The following is a 14,859-nucleotide window of genomic DNA, read 5'->3' as shown; positions in this document are numbered from 1 at the left end:
TATGGCCATGTTATGGCTGACCAGAAGACTCTTGCCGAGCCCACCGGCGACCTGCCCTATCGCCGGATGACGCGCCCCATGGAGGGCCGCCTGCTCGGAGGCGTGGCTCAAGGGCTGGCGGCGCAGCTCTCGCTTGATCCCGTGGTGATCAGGCTGATGTTCGTGCTGCTCAGTGTCGTCGACGGCGTGGGCGTCGTGGCGTACGCGGTGTTGTGGATGGTCACGCCGCGGCAGCCGTACGCGGGACAGCCGCCGCAGCGGGACTGGAGCCAGCTTGCCGCGTTCAGCGCGGTCGGCATGGCGTTGCTCGCGTTCGGCTGGCTGACGGGTGCGTCGAAGGGCGGGATCGGCATGCTGCCGTTCGCTGTCGGCGGAATCGGCGCGCTGATCCTCTGGCAGCAGGCCGACCCGGAACGCCGCAAGAGCTGGATGAGCGGCGCGACGCTCAGCATCAGGAAGAACCGCGTCCGCACGCTGATCGGCGTCGTCCTCGTCGTCATCGGCGCGATCGGGTTCCTGGCCGCCCAGGGCGAGCTCGACCAGGCCCGGCCCGGCCTGGTGTTCACGATCGTGGTGGTGGGCGGCCTGGCGGTCATCGCCGCGCCCTGGCTCGCCGGGCTGTGGAAGGAACTGCAGCTGGAGCGGCGCGAGCGCATCAGGCAGGAGGAGCGGGCGGAGGTGGCCGCCATGGTGCACGACTCGGTGCTGCACACGCTCACGTTGATCCAGCGCGTCGCGCACGACCCGCGCGAGGTCGCCCGCCTGGCCCGCTCCCAGGAACGCGAGCTGCGCAACTGGCTCTACCAGCCGGCCCAGGACGCCGACGCGACGCTGGCGGCCGCCGTACGCAGGATCGCGGCCGAGGAGGAGGACGCGCACGGCGTCCCGATCGAGGTCGTCTGCGTCGGGGACATCGCCCTGGACTCGGCGGGCAAGCTGGGCGCCACCCTGAAGGCGGCCAGGCAGGCGATGGTCAACGCGGCCAAATACTCTGAGAGTCCGTCCATTTCCGTGTACGCCGAAGTTGAGGGTGAAGAGATCACGATTTTCGTGAAGGATCGGGGCAAGGGCTTCGACCTTGAGACGGTGCCGCTCGACAGGATGGGGATCCGTGAGTCCATCATCGGGCGGATGGAGCGTCACGGAGGCGTGGCCAGGGTGCGTACCTCGCCCGGTGAGGGCACGGAAGTGATGTTGACCATGAAAGTGGAGAAGGCATGACCCGCGTACTGATCGTCGACGACCACCGGCTGTTCCGCTCCGGCGTACGCGCTGAGCTGGGCGACTCGATCGAGGTGGTGGGCGAGGCCGAGGACGTGGAGACGGCCGTCAAGGCGATCGCCGAGCACCGGCCCGACGTGGTCCTGCTGGACGTGCACATGCCTGGGGGCGGCGGCCAGGAGGTGCTGCGCCGGGTGCTGGGCGCGGGCTCCCAGGTCCGCTTCCTGGCGCTGTCGGTCTCCGACGCCGCCGAGGACGTGATCGGCGTGATCAGGGGCGGTGCCCGCGGCTACGTGACCAAGAACATCAGTGGCAAGGAGCTGACCGACGCCATCCGCCGGGTGGCCGAGGGGGACGCGGTCTTCTCGCCGCGGCTGGCGGGATTCGTGCTGGACGCGTTCGCCTCGTCGGAGGCGCCGTCGATCGACCCGGAGCTCGACTCGCTGACGCAGCGGGAGCGGGAGGTGCTGCGGCTGATCGCGCGCGGCTACGCGTACAAGGAGATCGCCAAGGAGCTCTTCATCTCCGTCAAGACCGTGGAGACGCACGTGTCGTCGGTCTTGCGCAAGCTCCAGCTCTCCAACCGGCACGAGCTGTCCCGCTGGGCCACGGCCCGCCGCCTGGTCTAGTACGACTCCCCTGGATCAGGGGGTACTGGGCGTATTTGGAACGTTACGGGAACGTTATCCCTTCTGCGCCGACAAAAGGATGATCCCCATTGTCAAACTCTAAGGAGATAAATACATAGCCCAGGAGTAACCCCCTTGAACCGCGTCCCACGGATGCTGCCTGCCCTGGTCGCGCTGGTCGCCATGACGGCCTGCGCGGCGGAGACCGCCCCCGTACCCCTGAGTTCAGCCGCCCCGGCCCGGGCGGTCGCCGCGGCCGGCGTCGCGGCGCCGGCCACCACGCCCCCGGCGACGCCCGTCCCCAGTGCCCCGGCGAAGAAGGTCACGCTCAAGATCGCCGACATCACCCCGATGGGGGAGAAGACCGAGAAGGTCGGCGTGGGCTTCCCGATCATCGTCACGTTCGATCGTGACGTCAAGGCCAGGGCCGACGTGGAGGCCCTGCTGGACGTGCAGGCGGACAAGCCGGTCGAGGGCGCCTGGCGGTGGGTGTCGGCACGCAAGGTCATCTACCGGACGAAGACGTACTGGAAGCCCCACCAGAAGGTCCTCTTCACCGCGCGCCTGTCACAACTACCCGGCAACACCGGCGGCAAGGACGTCTCCCGCCGCTTCGCCGTCGGCACCTCCAACATCTCCGTCGTCGACACCCGCAAGCACCAGATGAAGGTCTACCGCGACGGCAAGATCGCCAAGAAGATCCCGATCAGCGCCGGCAGCGGCGGCATGGTCAAGAACGGCGTGGACGTCTTCCTCACCACCAGCGGCGTGCACCTCACCATGGGCAAGAAGGCCATGGAGACCATGACCTCCGGCTGGATGGGCGTGACGGATCCCAAGGACCCGCGCTACTACAAGGAGCAGATCCCCTGGGCGGTCCGCATCTCCGACAGCGGCGAGTACGTCCACCAGAGCGCCGGCTACTACCAGTACCTGGGCCGCTCCAACATGAGCCACGGCTGCGTACGGGCCACCCCGGCTGGCGCCAAGTGGTTCTACGGCATCGCCCAGCGCGGTGACGTCGTCAAGATCACCGGCACCAAGCGCAAGCTGGACTGGACCAACGGCTGGAGCTACTGGCAGCTCAACTGGACCGAGTGGAAGAAGGGCAGCGCACTCAAGAGCTGACCTCCCTAACGCGGGGCCGCCCTCGTCCTGGAGGGGGCGGCCCCACCCCACCCCACGCCCGCACTTGTTCCGCGCCCGTGCCCGCTCCGCGCCCGCGCCTGCGCCACGCCCACGCTTGTTCCGCGCCCGCGCCCACTCCGCGCCTGTGCCCGCTTGCACGGCGGGGCGATTCGGCAGCCCTTCACCCAACCGCCTCGGAGAACCGGGGCACCTCGGCGAATCGGGCCAGGCCCGGAGCCTCTTCAGCGGGGCACAGCCGCCAGCAGCGCAATCAGAGCGTCCCATCGGGCACCGGCCCAACCCGGCCCGACCCAACCCGGCCCGACCCAACCCGACACGCCACGGCCTAACCGGGCACGGGCCGGGCTAAGCGGGCACGGCGCGAGCTAAACCGGGCACGGTCGGGCTGCCAACGGCTCGGTCGTCAGAGCTTTTCGAGTGGGGCGTAGGCCAGCAGTAGCGTCTTCTCCCCGCCACTACCGAAGTCGATCTTGACCTTGGTCTTCTCCGCGACCCCGTCCACGGACACCACCGTGCCCAGCCCGAACGCGTCGTGCGTGACCCGGTCCCCGGGCGTCAGCGAGGGCACAGTGCGCCCGCCGGCCGCCTTCGGAGCGGCGGCCGCACGCGGCGCGGGCTCCCGTCGCGTCGCGGCACTCCAGGCGGACTTCTCCGGATCGGTACGCCAGTCGATGAGCTTGCCCGGCACCTCGTTCACGAAGCGCGAGGCGGGATTGAACGAGGGTGCCCCCCACGAGCTGCGCACGGCCGCCCGGGTGATGTAGAGCCGCTGCTGGGCCCGGGTGATCCCGACATAGGCCAGCCGCCGCTCCTCCTCCAGCTCCTTCGGCTCCCCGAGCGAGCGGATGTGCGGGAACACACCGTCCTCCATGGCCGTCAGGAACACCACGGGGAACTCCAGCCCCTTGGCCGTGTGCAGGGTCATCAGCGTGACGACCCCCTGCCCGCCGTCCTGGTCGGGAATCTGGTCGGCGTCGGCCACGAGCGAGACCTGCTCCAGGAACTCCACCAGCGTCCCCTCCGGATTGGCCTCCTCGAACTCGGACGCCACGGAGATCAGCTCGTTGAGGTTTTCCAGCCGGGACTCGTCCTGTGGATCCTCGGAGGCCTCCAGCTCGGCACGGTAGCCGGTGGCCACCAGCACCTCCTCGGCCAGCGCGGACGGCGGCATGCCCGCCGCCTTGTCGATCAGCTCCTCCAGCAGCGCGACGAACTCGCGTACGGCATTGAGCGAGCGCGTGGCCATCCCGTGCGCCTCGTCGGCCCGCCGCAACGCGTCCCAGAACGAGATGCGCTCGCGCGACGACAGCGCCTCGATCATCGCCTCGGCCCGCTCGCCGATGCCGCGCTTGGGCACGTTGAGGATGCGCCGCAGCGACACCACGTCGGCCGGGTTGGCGAGCACGCGCAGGTAGGCCAGCAGGTCCTTGACCTCTCTGCGCTCGTAGAACCGCACGCCGCCGACGACCTTGTAGGGCAGCCCGGTGCGGATGAAGATCTCCTCGAACACCCGGGAAGCGGCGTTGGTCCGGTAGAACACCGCGACGTCGCCCGCCTTGACGTCCTCCTCGTCGCTGAGCCGATCGACCTCCTGGGCCACGAACATGGCCTCGTCGTGCTCGTTGTCGGCGACGTAGCCGACGATCTTGGCGCCGTCGCCCTGGTCGGACCAGAGGTTCTTGGGCTTGCGCGACTCGTTGCGGGCGATCACGGCGTTGGCGGCGGCCAGGATGTTCTGAGTGGAGCGGTAGTTCTGCTCCAGCAGGATGGTCCGGGCGTCCGGGTAGTCCCGCTCGAACTCCAGGATGTTGCGGATCGTCGCGCCCCGGAACGCGTAGATCGACTGGTCGGCGTCGCCCACCACGCAGAGCTCCGACTGGTCGGCCCCCGCCCGCACCACGTCGCCGTCGGTCGTGCGCAGCTCCGGATGCCCGACGAGCTCTCTGATCAGGATGTATTGGGCGTGGTTGGTGTCCTGGTATTCGTCGACCAGCACGTGCCTGAACCGCATCCGGTAGTGCTCGGCCACCTCGGGGAAGAGCTGGAACAACGTCACCGTGTTCATGATGATGTCGTCGAAGTCCATCGCGCCGGCCTCGGTCAGCTTGAGCTGATAGGCCTTGTACGCCTGCGCGAGCGTCTTCTCCAGATGCGAGCCCGCCTTGTCGATCGCGGTCTCGTAGTCGATCAGCTCGTTCTTGAAGTTGCTGACCTGGGCCGAGAACGAGCGCGGCGGATAGCGCTTCGGATCGAGGTCCATCTCCCGGCAGACCATCGCCATGAGCCGCTGCGAGTCGGCCTGATCGTAGATCGAGAAGCTGGACGGGAACCCCAGCCGCTTGGCCTCCCGCCGCAGGATGCGCATGCACGCGCTGTGGAACGTCATCACCCACATCGCCTTGGAACGCGGCCCGACCAGCTTGTCGATGCGCTCCTTCATCTCGCGGGCGGCCTTGTTGGTGAAGGTGATCGCCAGGATCTCGCCCGGATGCACCTTGCGCTCGGCCAGCAGGTAGGCGATGCGATGGGTCAGCACCCGCGTCTTGCCTGATCCCGCCCCGGCCACGATGAGCAGCGGACTGCCGTGATGGATCACGGCCTCGCGCTGCTGCGGGTTGAGACCGTCGAGCAGGGGGTGGTCTACAGAGACTTGGGTCGGCACCTACCTAGGTTAAGACGCCCCACCGACAGTCGGCGCCCGGAATGCCGTCGTCGGTGCGGAGGTTGTGCTGAAAGCAAAGTTCAGGAAAGGGGAACCATGCTGCCGGAAACCGAGATCAACCGGGTTCTCGTCGTGACAGCCCACCCGGACGACGTCGATTTCGGTTCGGCGGGGAGCGTGGCGTTGTTCGTCGACAAGGGGGTGGAGGTCACCTACCTGCTGGTCACGGACGGCGACGCGGGCGGTAACGAGCGCACCCTGGACAATTCCGGCATGGCCGAGCTCCGCCGGACCGAACAACTGGCCGCCGCCAAGGCGGTCGGCGTCACGGACGTACGCTTCCTGGGCTATCCGGACGGTCAGGTGACGGTCTCGCTCGACCTGCGCCGCGACATCGCCAGAGTGATCCGCCAGGTACGTCCCGACCTGGTCATCACCCACCATCCGGATCGCAACTACCAGCACGTCGCCCCCAGCCACCCCGACCACCGAGCGGTGGGCGGCGCCGCCCTCGACGCGGTCTACCCGGACGCCCGTAACCCCTACGCGTTCCCCGAACTGGTCAAGGACGAGGGCCTGGAGGCGTGGACCGTACGGGAGGTGTGGCTGAACGGCGGCTCGACCCCCAACCACTGGGTGGACATCACGGAGGCCATGGACCGCAAGCTCGCGGCCCTGCAGTCGCATGGCAGCCAGATCTCCCACGTGGAAGGCTTCCTCGACTTCGTGAAGTCCCGCTTCGCCGCCTGGGCCGAACAGGCCGGCCTCGACGAGGGCCACTACGCGGAGGGCTTCCAGGTCGTCACCACAGCCTGACCCCCAGCCCCACTTCCCGAACCCTCATCCCACTCTCCCGACCGCACTTTCGCCCCGACCCCAGCCCGTGCTCCCGGGACCGGCCCCGGAGGCGCGCCCTGCCCAGGCCCGGGTGGACGCCCGGCCCAAGCGGGGCACGTTCGTCCGCTTGGAGCACAGGACCTTGGGTGGCCCCCGACACGGCCCCGGAGGCTCGCCGGCCTCAGGACACGAGACTCTCAGGCGCATGGCCCTGGGACGCGGCCACCTGGCCCTGGGACGCGGCAACGGGACGCCTCCATGGGGCGCGGCCATGGAGGTCGATCATCGAGGCTCGGGCTCAGGGCACGGATCCAGGCGGGACCACCCAGAGCGACGGTTGCCCCGTGACCTCGGAGATGATGTCGAAGTCGCGGTCATAGTGCAGGATCGTCGCCCCGTGCACCTCGGCACAGGCCGCGACCAGCAGATCGTTGGCTCCGACCGCCCGGTGACGTGACTTGCGCGCGAGCATCGCCTGAACGTCCACGGCTCGGGCACCCACCTCCCTGCCCTGGGTGGACAGGAGACGGAAGTCCTCGCGCAGGTGGTAGAGGTCCCGCTCGTAGCCCTCGGGATCGCGTGCGCTGAAGAGGACCTCGAGTTGCGTGACCTCGCAGATGGCCAGCTGCTTGTCGAGCATGAGCGGTTCGAGTGCCTGGTGGACCGTCGGGTGCGGCATGCGCGCCAGCGCGCTCTTGTCGATGAGGTAGACCACGCCCGTGGCTACCACGCATGCCTTTGGATGTCCGAATCCAGGAGGTCGGTATTGTCCCGGGTACGCCAGTACTCGAAGGCTTCGCGCCGCTTGGCCCTCTCGGCGATCTCCTTGAGGGCAGCGTTGACGGTCTCTTTCATGGTCGACGTCCCCAGTTCGTGCTGAGCGAGCTCCAGGAGATCCTTGTCGATGTCGATAACTGTACGCATACAACATCCCCTCCGTACCTCCACGATATATCAGAGTTGGTGATCTTGATATACGCGCTTCGCATGATGAACCGATCTCGCGAAGCGCTCCCGGCAGACGTTAGGGCAGCGAGGTGAGAGTGTTTCGGAACGGTCCAATGATCGGTAAAGAATCCTCAACCGAGGTGTGAAATCTTTCGCTCCTGGGCTGTCGATGATCCGCCCGGCTCAAGGCGGCATGCTCACGCTGCGTGGCGAAAACCCATCCGGCATAGGGCGAATGCCTCATACCAGCGGCGATGGCGGCCTGGCTGGCGGTACTTGACATCCCATCGGGGAGTCAGTCCTCGCCGCCGGGGAGTGCTTACTTGCGTTTGGCGGCGATGCGGGCGAAGAGGTAGCCGAACGAGTTGGTGGCGAGGTGCAGCATGGCCGGGGCCAGGAGGCCGCCGCGACGGCGCAGCTCGCAGAACAGCACGCCGGCCGCCGTCGTGGACACCACGCTGCCCGCCACCACCCTGGCGGTGTCCAGGTGGCCAGGGGACTCGCCTGCTGTCAGGGCGCCGAGGGCCGGGTTGGCACGGGCCATGTCGATGGCGGGAAGGATGTGCCAGAGGCCGAACAGGGTCGAGGAGATCGCCGTCGCGGCCACCGTGCCGCGCCGCTGGCGCACCATGGCGTACAGGGCTCCTCTGAAACCGACCTCCTCCAGCAGGACCGTGCCCAGCGGAACCTGGACCAGGGCCTCCTCCAGCACCCGGGCGCGCGAGAGCGACAGGGCGCGCTCGTCGTGGAAGAGCGGCTTGGTGCGCGGGTGGGAGATGCCGACCGTGTAGACGGCGGCCACGGCAGCCGCTAAGGCGCCTCCCGCGATCGCCCCACGGCGGCCGTGCTCGAAGCCGATCTCCTCCCATGACAGGCCGGACCTCCGGGCCATCGCCACGAGAGCGGCCGTCGCGGCGACGGACGTCACGGGTCCCAGCCGAGGTGCGACCTTGTTGTTCATGACGTTGGCGGCGGCAAGAACGGCGATCGAGCGAAGCAGCACCCTTGCAGGCTACGTCGCTCGCCGCCTCGCGGGCCCCCTCTCGGCCGAACCATCATCGGCAGCGCCCATCCGACGCTGCCGCCTGACGCCGCCCCGCCCACAGCTGACCCCAGGGCGGGCCTCACGGTGCCTGGAGCTGGCCCCACGGCGCATGGTGGCCCCATGGCGCGTGGTGTGGCGCGTGGCGGCCTCACGGCGCGTGGTAGCCCCATGGCGCGTGGCGGCCTCACGGCGCGTGGTGGCCCCACGGTGCCTGGAGGCCCATGGCGCGGGGCGACCCCACAGCAGCTCGTGGCCGGCGCGTGGTGGGCTCACGGCGCTTGGTGGCCGGCGGGCCCACGGTGGGCCCGCCACGTGTGGCCTGGTCACGGTGCCGAGAGGCTGCCGGGTGTGGCGGGCTCCGCGTATGAGGGTTCTCCGTGCACGGCGGGCTGCCGTGTGAGGCTCGTGGCGGTCTCACGCGCGCGTGATAGGCGGTGCCAAGTTCGCCGCTTTCGCCACTTTGGCCGGTTCCGCCGATTCCGGCGTTTCGCGGCTTCCCCCGGTGTTGTCCCGACGTTTCGTTCCGTCGGCTTGCCTTTGCGCCTTGCGGCAAGGCGTGGCGAGCTGGCGTATGCCGGACGGGTTGGGGTGTGGGCGTCAGGAGGCGGCGGGGCGGCGCCAGTTGGTGGGGAAGCGGCTGCGGCGGCGTTCTTCCGGGGTGAGGCCGCCCCAGATGCCCTCCGACTCGCCTGAGCGTAATGCGTATGCGCGGCACTCCTGGATGACCTGGCAGCTCGCGCACACTGCCTTGGCCCGGGCCTCCTGCATGGGGGTGGGGGCGAGCGGGAAGAAGAGGTCAGGGTCGCTGGATTTGCATGCGCCCCGGCGCAGCCAGCCGATCTCCTCCAATGACATGGATCCAAGGTAGAACGTCGGCGTGATCGCGCACATCATCCTATGGGTTGACCTTGGTATACATCCCCAGGTTCGATATGCGCCTGCCACTGCCACGTCAGCAGGAGCCGACCCCGTTCCGGAAGCCCTTGACGAAGAACTGCTGGCGCTGTTCGGCGGTGCCGTGGGCGGCAGGGTTCAGCCAGTCGTCCGTGGGGTCTCCGGCGGCCTCCAGGCTGGCGAACAGCTCGCCCTCGTCGCCCGGTTCCGCCCCCAGCGCTCCGGAGCTGACCAGGGCCGACAGGGTGCCGCCCGCGTAGCAGTCAGCCTGGAGCTCCATCTGTATGTTCAGTTGGAAGTCGGTCTGGAGCTGGGCCTGGATGGCGTGCCCGAACTCGTGCGGGATGATCAGATAGACCGAACCGTCCCCCATCTCGTTCCACAGCGAATCCATCCACGTCTGGTCGTAGGCGATGAAATGGCCGAGGGGGCAGTAGAAGGCGTTGTTCGGGACGGCGGGCTGGTTGCCGCAGCTCGGGCCGGAGTCGCCCGAGTAGGCGATGAAATCGGAAACAGGGCGATAAGTCCGCCCCGACTGCGCGAACTGCTGCTGCCAGAAGGCCTCCGTCAGCGTACGCGCTCCACGGACGTCGTCCTCGAACGTGTCACCCCCCTGGGAGTCCATGGAGGGCGGCCTGACGAGGCCACAGGAGGCGACCAGCAGGAGGGTGAGAGCGAGAATCAGGGCACGGGTCACCGGCTTCACATATCCCAAATGTGCACAGGCATGTTGCTGTGCATGCGTTCGATGTAGTCGACGGTCATGGCACGCAGCGCCTCGTGCCGCTCCCCGCCGTGCGCGCGCACCCGTTCCACCTGCCAACTCGCCCCCGTACGGCCGGTGAGGCAGCGGCCCTCGATGATGGCGAGCAGCCGGTCGGCGACGGGCCCGGACACGCCCCATTCGGCCAGGCCCTCGTGCGCCAGCGGCAGCAGGCGGCGCAGGATCAGCTCCGCGGCCGGCACCTCGCCCATCCCCGGCCAGTACAGCCGGGCCTCCAGCCCCTGCCTGGCCGCGGCGCCCAGGTTGTCCTCCGCCGCCTGGAACGACATCTGGCTCCAGATCGGCCGCTCGGCGTACGGGAGCTTCCGCATCAGCCCGTAGTAGAAGGCGGCGTTGGCCGCGATGTCCGACACGGAGGGCCCGGCGGGCAGGACGCGGTTCTCCACACGCAGGTGCGGCATTCCGTTCACCACCGCGTAGACCGGCCGGTTCCACCGGTAGATCGTGCCGTTGTGCAGGGTCAGCTCGTGGAGGTGGGGGATCCGGCCCTGTTCGAGCTCCGAACGCGGGTCCTCGGGCTCGCAGAGGGGCAGCAGGGCGGGGTAGTAGCTGACGTTCTCCTCGAACAGGTCGAAAACGCTCGTGATCCACCGCTCCCCGAACCACACGCGCGGCCGCACCCCCTGCGTCTTCAGCTCCGCCGGACGGGTGTCGGTGGCCTGCTCGAACAGCGCGATCCTGGTCTCGCGGTGCAACTCCTTGCCGAACAGGTACGGGGAGTTGGCCGCCACGGCGACCTGGGCGCCCGCGATGGCCTGGGCCGCGTTCCAGTGGGAGGCGAACGCCTCGGGGCTGACCTGGAGGTGCAGTTGGACGCTGGTGCAGGCGGCCTCGGGAGCGACGCTGTCGGCGTGCGTGTCGAGGCGTTCGACGCCTTCGATGCACAGGTGCAGGTCCTCACCGCGGGCCGCGAAGATCTGCTCGTTGAGCAGGCGGTAGCGGGGGTTCGCGGAGAGCGTGCCCTCGCCGAGGTCCTGTTCGCGCAGCGTGGGCAGGATGCCGATCAGGACCAGGTGGCCGCCCTGCGAGTGTGCGCGTTCCTCGGCGTGGTTGAGCCGGTCGCGGACGTCGTTCTCCAGGCGGAGGACGCCGTCGCCGCCCAGTTCCTGGGGTTCGACGTTGATCTCGATGTTGAACTGGCCCAGCTCCGTCGCCCAGTCCGGCTCCTCGATCGCGGCCAGCACCTGGGCGTTGCGCATGGCCGCCTCGCCGCGCGCGTCCACGATGTTGAGCTCGATCTCCAGCCCGGCGAGGGGGCGTTCGAGCTCGAAGCGGGACTCGCGCAGCATCTGGGCGAAGACGTCGAGGCATCGCCGCACCTTTTCGCGGTACTTGCGGCGGTCGTCCCGGCTGAACACGACGACTGGCACGTCCCTGCCCATAACCGAAAATGTCGCACGCGAGAGCGCCCAAGACCAGAGCAGCCGGCGGTCCGGGGCGGAGGGAACTCGATTGCCGGTGGCGAAGCAACCATTCGCGGCACCGAGGGGGTCATCAGTGCGTGGATGACGACGCACGGACGCGAATGGTGAGAGCCCGGCACAGAGCCGCCCCCGCCCACCCGATGACGGACATGACTCCGCGGGGAAGACGGCCCGCGGGACGGCTACGGGCCCTTGACGGGTTGCGGCTGGTCGCGGCGCTGATGGTGTGCCTCTACCACTACGCCGGCCGGGGCGGCTCCGTGCAGGAGGCCTGGGGCGCCTCTCCCAAGCAGCTGTTCCCCAGCCTGTACGCCGCCTTCTCCTACGGCTGCCTGGGCGTGCAGATCTTCTTCGTCATCAGCGGCTTCGTCATCTGCATGAGCGCGTGGGATCGTCCCCTGCGGGATTTCGCCGCCTCCCGGGTCGCCCGGCTGTATCCGGCCTACTGGTGCGCCGTCCTGCTGGTGACCGCGACGTTCGTGGTCCGCCCGGTGATCGCCGATCCGCTGCCGATCCAGGACGTCCTGGTCAACCTCACCATGGCCCAACTGCCGATGGGCGCCGACCGCGTCCTCGGCGTGTGCTGGACGCTGTGGGTGGAGGCACGCTTCTACCTGCTGTTCGCCCTGATCGTGTGGCGGGGGGCGACCTACCTCCGCTGCGTGACCTTCTGCGTGCTGTGGCTGGTCGCCGCCGTCGTGGCCGCCGCCATGAACGTGCCGGCCGTGGATGAGGTGGTCATGCCCCAGTACGCCCCCTTCTTCATCGGCGGCCTGGCCCTGTTCCTGGTGCACCGGTTCGGCGGCGATCTCACTCTCTGGTCGATCGTGATCTTCAGCTGGAGCCTGGGCCAGTATCAGGCGGTGGAAACCCTGGTGAGCCCGGCCGCCACGGGAACGTTCCACCAGCGCTCCGCGTGGATCGTCATTATGGTCGTCACTCTCGGCTATCTCGCCGTGGCGGCCGTCGCCCTCGGCCGGCTGGAGCGGGCGAACTGGCGCTGGCTGACCGTCGCCGGCGCCCTGACCTACCCCTTCTACCTGATCCACGAGCATCTCGGGTGGGCGGTCATCGAAGTCCTCCACCAACAACTGATGCTCTCCGCCCGTGCCACGTTCGCTCTGACCGTGCTTGTCATGCTGCTCCTCGCCTGGGCCATCCACCGGTTGATAGAGCGCCCCTTCGGCCCCCGCCTCAAGAACGCCCTCAGCGCGGAAGCCGTCGTGAGGAGGGCTCAAAGGGCTGCGCGCAGTTAAGGTGCTGGGATGCGTGTGTTGATTACTGGTGGGGCCGGATATATCGGGAGCACGGTCGCGTCGGCGTGCCTGGATGCCGGGATCGAGCCGGTGATTCTCGACAGTCTCGTGACGGGGCGGCGGGAGTTCGCCGAAGGAAGGACGTTCTATGAGGGAGATATCAGCGACGGGCCATTGATTGACAAGATATTCGGGGAAAATCCGGATATCGAGGTTGTCGTTCACTGTGCCGCGCTCATCGTCGTGCCTGATTCCGTGGCCGACCCCGTCGGCTACTACCGTGCGAACGTCTCCAAGAGCCTTGAGTTCGTCGACCACCTGATCCGCAACGGCTGCGAGCGGATGATCTTCAGCTCCTCCGCGTCCATCTACCGCGCGGGCGACGACCACACCGTCGACGAGGACTCCCCGCTGGCTCCCCAGAGCCCCTACGCGCGGACCAAGGCGGTGTGCGAGGCCATGTTCGCCGACATCGCCGCCGGCCGCCCGATCAGGATCCTCTCGCTGCGCTACTTCAACCCGATCGGCGCCGACCCCAAGATGCGTACCGGCCTGCAGTTGCGCCGTCCCAGCCACGCCCTGGGCAAGATGATCGAGGCGTACGAGGACCGCGTGCCCTTCCAGATCACCGGCACCGGCTACCCGACCCGCGACGGCTCCGGCATCCGCGACTACATCCACGTCTGGGACCTGGCCACCGCGCACGTGGCGGCCCTACGCAGGTTCGACGCGCTGGACACCGACGTGATCAACCTGGGCACCGGCACCGGCACGACCGTGCGCGAACTGGTGGAGGCGTTCAACCGGGTTGTCGACCGCCCGATCGAGGTCGTCGAGGCTCCCGCCCGCCCCGGCGACGTGGCCGGCGCCTACACCCGCAGTGACCGCGCCCGCAGGCTGCTCAACTGGAAGGCCGGCCACTCCGTCGAGCAGGGCATCAGGCACTCCCTCGAATGGGCGGCCCTGCGCGACTCCCGGCTCGGCGACTGAGCCGGAGGACGCCGAAGAGGGAGCCCTCTCCCGGTAGGACGGGAGAGGGCTCACCAGGACCGAACCTCCGGCAGCGCGGAGGTTCGGTTCACAAGGTGGTGTGCCGTCAGTCGCCCAGGCCGAGCAGCGGCGTGTCCAGCGGCGGGACCTCGTCGCTGCCGTCCGAGAACACCCTCGAGGTGTCACCCACCGCCGGCGGCTTGATCGACACGGAGGAGCCCCAGTCGGTGTACCTCGTGTCCACGCTCACGGAGACGTCGTCGCCGAGCGAGAACGTGGACACCAGCCGGGTCGGCAGGCCCGCCGAGTTCACGGTGAGCCGCCAGGAGATCACGCCCTTCGCCTCCTTCGCGGAGGGCTTGACGGGCAGGGAGGCGCGCATCCAGCGGGAGGCCTTCCAGGCGTCGCCTCGCTTGATCTTGCCCGCGTAGCCGCCGCTGACGGGCTTGGCGCCCTTGAGCAGGGTCTTGAGTGTGGCCACCTCCGCCACGTTGAAGGGCTGGCCGAAGACGCCGGTGATGCCGGCGGGCGGGCCGTTGGGCGCCTTGAACCAGGTCTTGCCCTCCGGCAACATGCTCGCCCAGATGCCGCCGGACAGGTAGGACGTGGTGCCGATCCTGATGGTGCGCTCCGGCGCGGTGATCGCCTTGAGCATGTCCCCGAGCTCGCCCTCGGGGATCTCGTCCTGGTCGGTCGCCGGGAAGTTGAACTTGCCGCTGATGTCCGAGGCCGCGAGTCCCGTCTTGCTGAACTGCAGGGTGCCGCTGCTCCGCGTCACGATCTCGCGCGAGCGGCCGGCGATCTGGGTGATGCGCTCGGTGAACTTCACCCCCTTGCCGGGGACGAGCTGCTTCTTGACGGCCACGACCGGGTCCTTGGGGGCCGCGGCGAGCGCGGGGGTGGCGGTCACCAGGGCGGCCGTGGTGGCTAACGCCACGCCGGTCAGGATGCGCTTCATGTTCGTTTCCTTTGTTGGAAGGGAAGTTCTTGCTCACTTGCGCCGAAGCCGGAAACGCGGCC

Annotated in this window: 14 protein-coding genes; 6 read left to right on the top strand and 8 right to left on the bottom strand. The window is 68.6% G+C overall.

Going from position 1 to position 14,859, the window contains the following annotated elements; all coding sequences use genetic code 11:
* The first annotated feature begins 12 nt into the window (after positions 1 to 12).
* From BLS95_RS08760 to BLS95_RS08750, 3 genes are all read left to right on the top strand, one after another.
* Entirely contained in the window at positions 13 to 1,221 is a 1,209-nt protein-coding gene (locus BLS95_RS08760) for an ATP-binding protein (protein ID WP_090930364.1), read from the top strand.
* Positions 1,218 to 1,850 carry a response regulator gene (locus tag BLS95_RS08755; RefSeq protein WP_090930363.1) on the top strand — a complete coding sequence of 211 codons (633 nt, stop codon included), beginning with the start codon at positions 1,218 to 1,220 and terminating at the stop codon, positions 1,848 to 1,850. The genes BLS95_RS08760 and BLS95_RS08755 overlap by 4 nt, the downstream gene beginning before the upstream one ends.
* 135 nt (positions 1,851 to 1,985) lie before the next feature.
* Positions 1,986 to 2,978: a L,D-transpeptidase gene (locus BLS95_RS08750; RefSeq protein WP_143043639.1), complete on the top strand. Its 993-nt coding sequence runs from the start codon at positions 1,986 to 1,988 to the stop codon at positions 2,976 to 2,978.
* Positions 2,979 to 3,402: 424 nt separating this feature from the next.
* Here the strand turns inward: BLS95_RS08750 and pcrA are convergent, their stop codons facing one another.
* Positions 3,403 to 5,661, bottom strand: a complete 2,259-nt coding sequence (gene pcrA / locus BLS95_RS08745) for a DNA helicase PcrA (protein ID WP_425434705.1) — start codon at positions 5,659 to 5,661, stop codon at positions 3,403 to 3,405.
* Positions 5,662 to 5,757: 96 nt separating this feature from the next.
* Here pcrA and BLS95_RS08740 point away from each other — a divergent pair, with 96 nt between their 5' ends.
* Positions 5,758 to 6,477, top strand: coding sequence for a PIG-L deacetylase family protein (locus BLS95_RS08740; RefSeq protein ID WP_090930361.1), 720 nt, complete (start codon positions 5,758 to 5,760; stop codon positions 6,475 to 6,477).
* Positions 6,478 to 6,796: 319 nt separating this feature from the next.
* On the opposite strand, the gene BLS95_RS08735 is transcribed toward BLS95_RS08740, so the two are convergent.
* The 6 genes from BLS95_RS08735 to BLS95_RS08710 all read right to left on the bottom strand — a co-directional run bounded on the left by BLS95_RS08735 (position 6,797) and on the right by BLS95_RS08710 (position 11,539).
* Entirely contained in the window at positions 6,797 to 7,228 is a 432-nt protein-coding gene (locus BLS95_RS08735; protein WP_090930360.1) for a PIN domain nuclease, read from the bottom strand.
* Positions 7,222 to 7,422: a type II toxin-antitoxin system VapB family antitoxin gene (locus tag BLS95_RS08730; RefSeq protein WP_090930359.1), complete on the bottom strand. Its 201-nt coding sequence runs from the start codon at positions 7,420 to 7,422 to the stop codon at positions 7,222 to 7,224. Before BLS95_RS08730 ends, BLS95_RS08735 begins: the two co-directional genes overlap by 7 nt.
* 343 nt (positions 7,423 to 7,765) lie before the next feature.
* On the bottom strand, positions 7,766 to 8,449 hold the full coding sequence (locus BLS95_RS08725; protein ID WP_090930358.1) for a CPBP family intramembrane glutamic endopeptidase: 684 nt from the start codon (positions 8,447 to 8,449) through the stop codon (positions 7,766 to 7,768).
* Positions 8,450 to 9,088: 639 nt separating this feature from the next.
* On the bottom strand, positions 9,089 to 9,346 hold the full coding sequence (locus BLS95_RS08720) for a WhiB family transcriptional regulator (RefSeq protein ID WP_090930511.1): 258 nt from the start codon (positions 9,344 to 9,346) through the stop codon (positions 9,089 to 9,091).
* A 97-nt stretch (positions 9,347 to 9,443) separates the two neighbouring features.
* The gene (locus tag BLS95_RS08715; protein ID WP_245764929.1) at positions 9,444 to 10,082 is read right to left on the bottom strand and encodes a neutral zinc metallopeptidase; all 639 of its coding nucleotides are present in this window, start codon (positions 10,080 to 10,082) and stop codon (positions 9,444 to 9,446) included.
* A gap of 5 nt (positions 10,083 to 10,087) precedes the next feature.
* Entirely contained in the window at positions 10,088 to 11,539 is a 1,452-nt protein-coding gene (locus BLS95_RS08710) for a glutamate-cysteine ligase family protein (RefSeq protein ID WP_245764928.1), read from the bottom strand.
* 203 nt (positions 11,540 to 11,742) lie between these two features.
* On the opposite strand from BLS95_RS08710, the gene BLS95_RS08705 reads away from it, so the two are divergent.
* Together BLS95_RS08705 and galE are read left to right on the top strand one after the other, a co-directional pair.
* Positions 11,743 to 12,849: an acyltransferase family protein gene (locus tag BLS95_RS08705; protein WP_218135653.1), complete on the top strand. Its 1,107-nt coding sequence runs from the start codon at positions 11,743 to 11,745 to the stop codon at positions 12,847 to 12,849.
* A 9-nt stretch (positions 12,850 to 12,858) separates the two neighbouring features.
* A complete protein-coding gene (galE, locus tag BLS95_RS08700) occupies positions 12,859 to 13,839 on the top strand; it encodes a UDP-glucose 4-epimerase GalE (RefSeq protein ID WP_090930355.1) in 981 nt (326 codons plus the stop codon).
* Between the two features lie 106 nt (positions 13,840 to 13,945).
* Here galE and BLS95_RS08695 read toward each other — a convergent pair whose 3' ends face one another.
* Positions 13,946 to 14,797: a hypothetical protein gene (locus BLS95_RS08695; RefSeq protein WP_090930354.1), complete on the bottom strand. Its 852-nt coding sequence runs from the start codon at positions 14,795 to 14,797 to the stop codon at positions 13,946 to 13,948.
* Positions 14,798 to 14,859: the final 62 nt, after the last annotated feature.

This window comes from Nonomuraea jiangxiensis, from assembly GCF_900099965.1.
Taxonomy (GTDB): domain Bacteria; phylum Actinomycetota; class Actinomycetes; order Streptosporangiales; family Streptosporangiaceae; genus Nonomuraea; species Nonomuraea jiangxiensis.
This window is presented reverse-complemented; position numbering and strand designations above follow the sequence as displayed.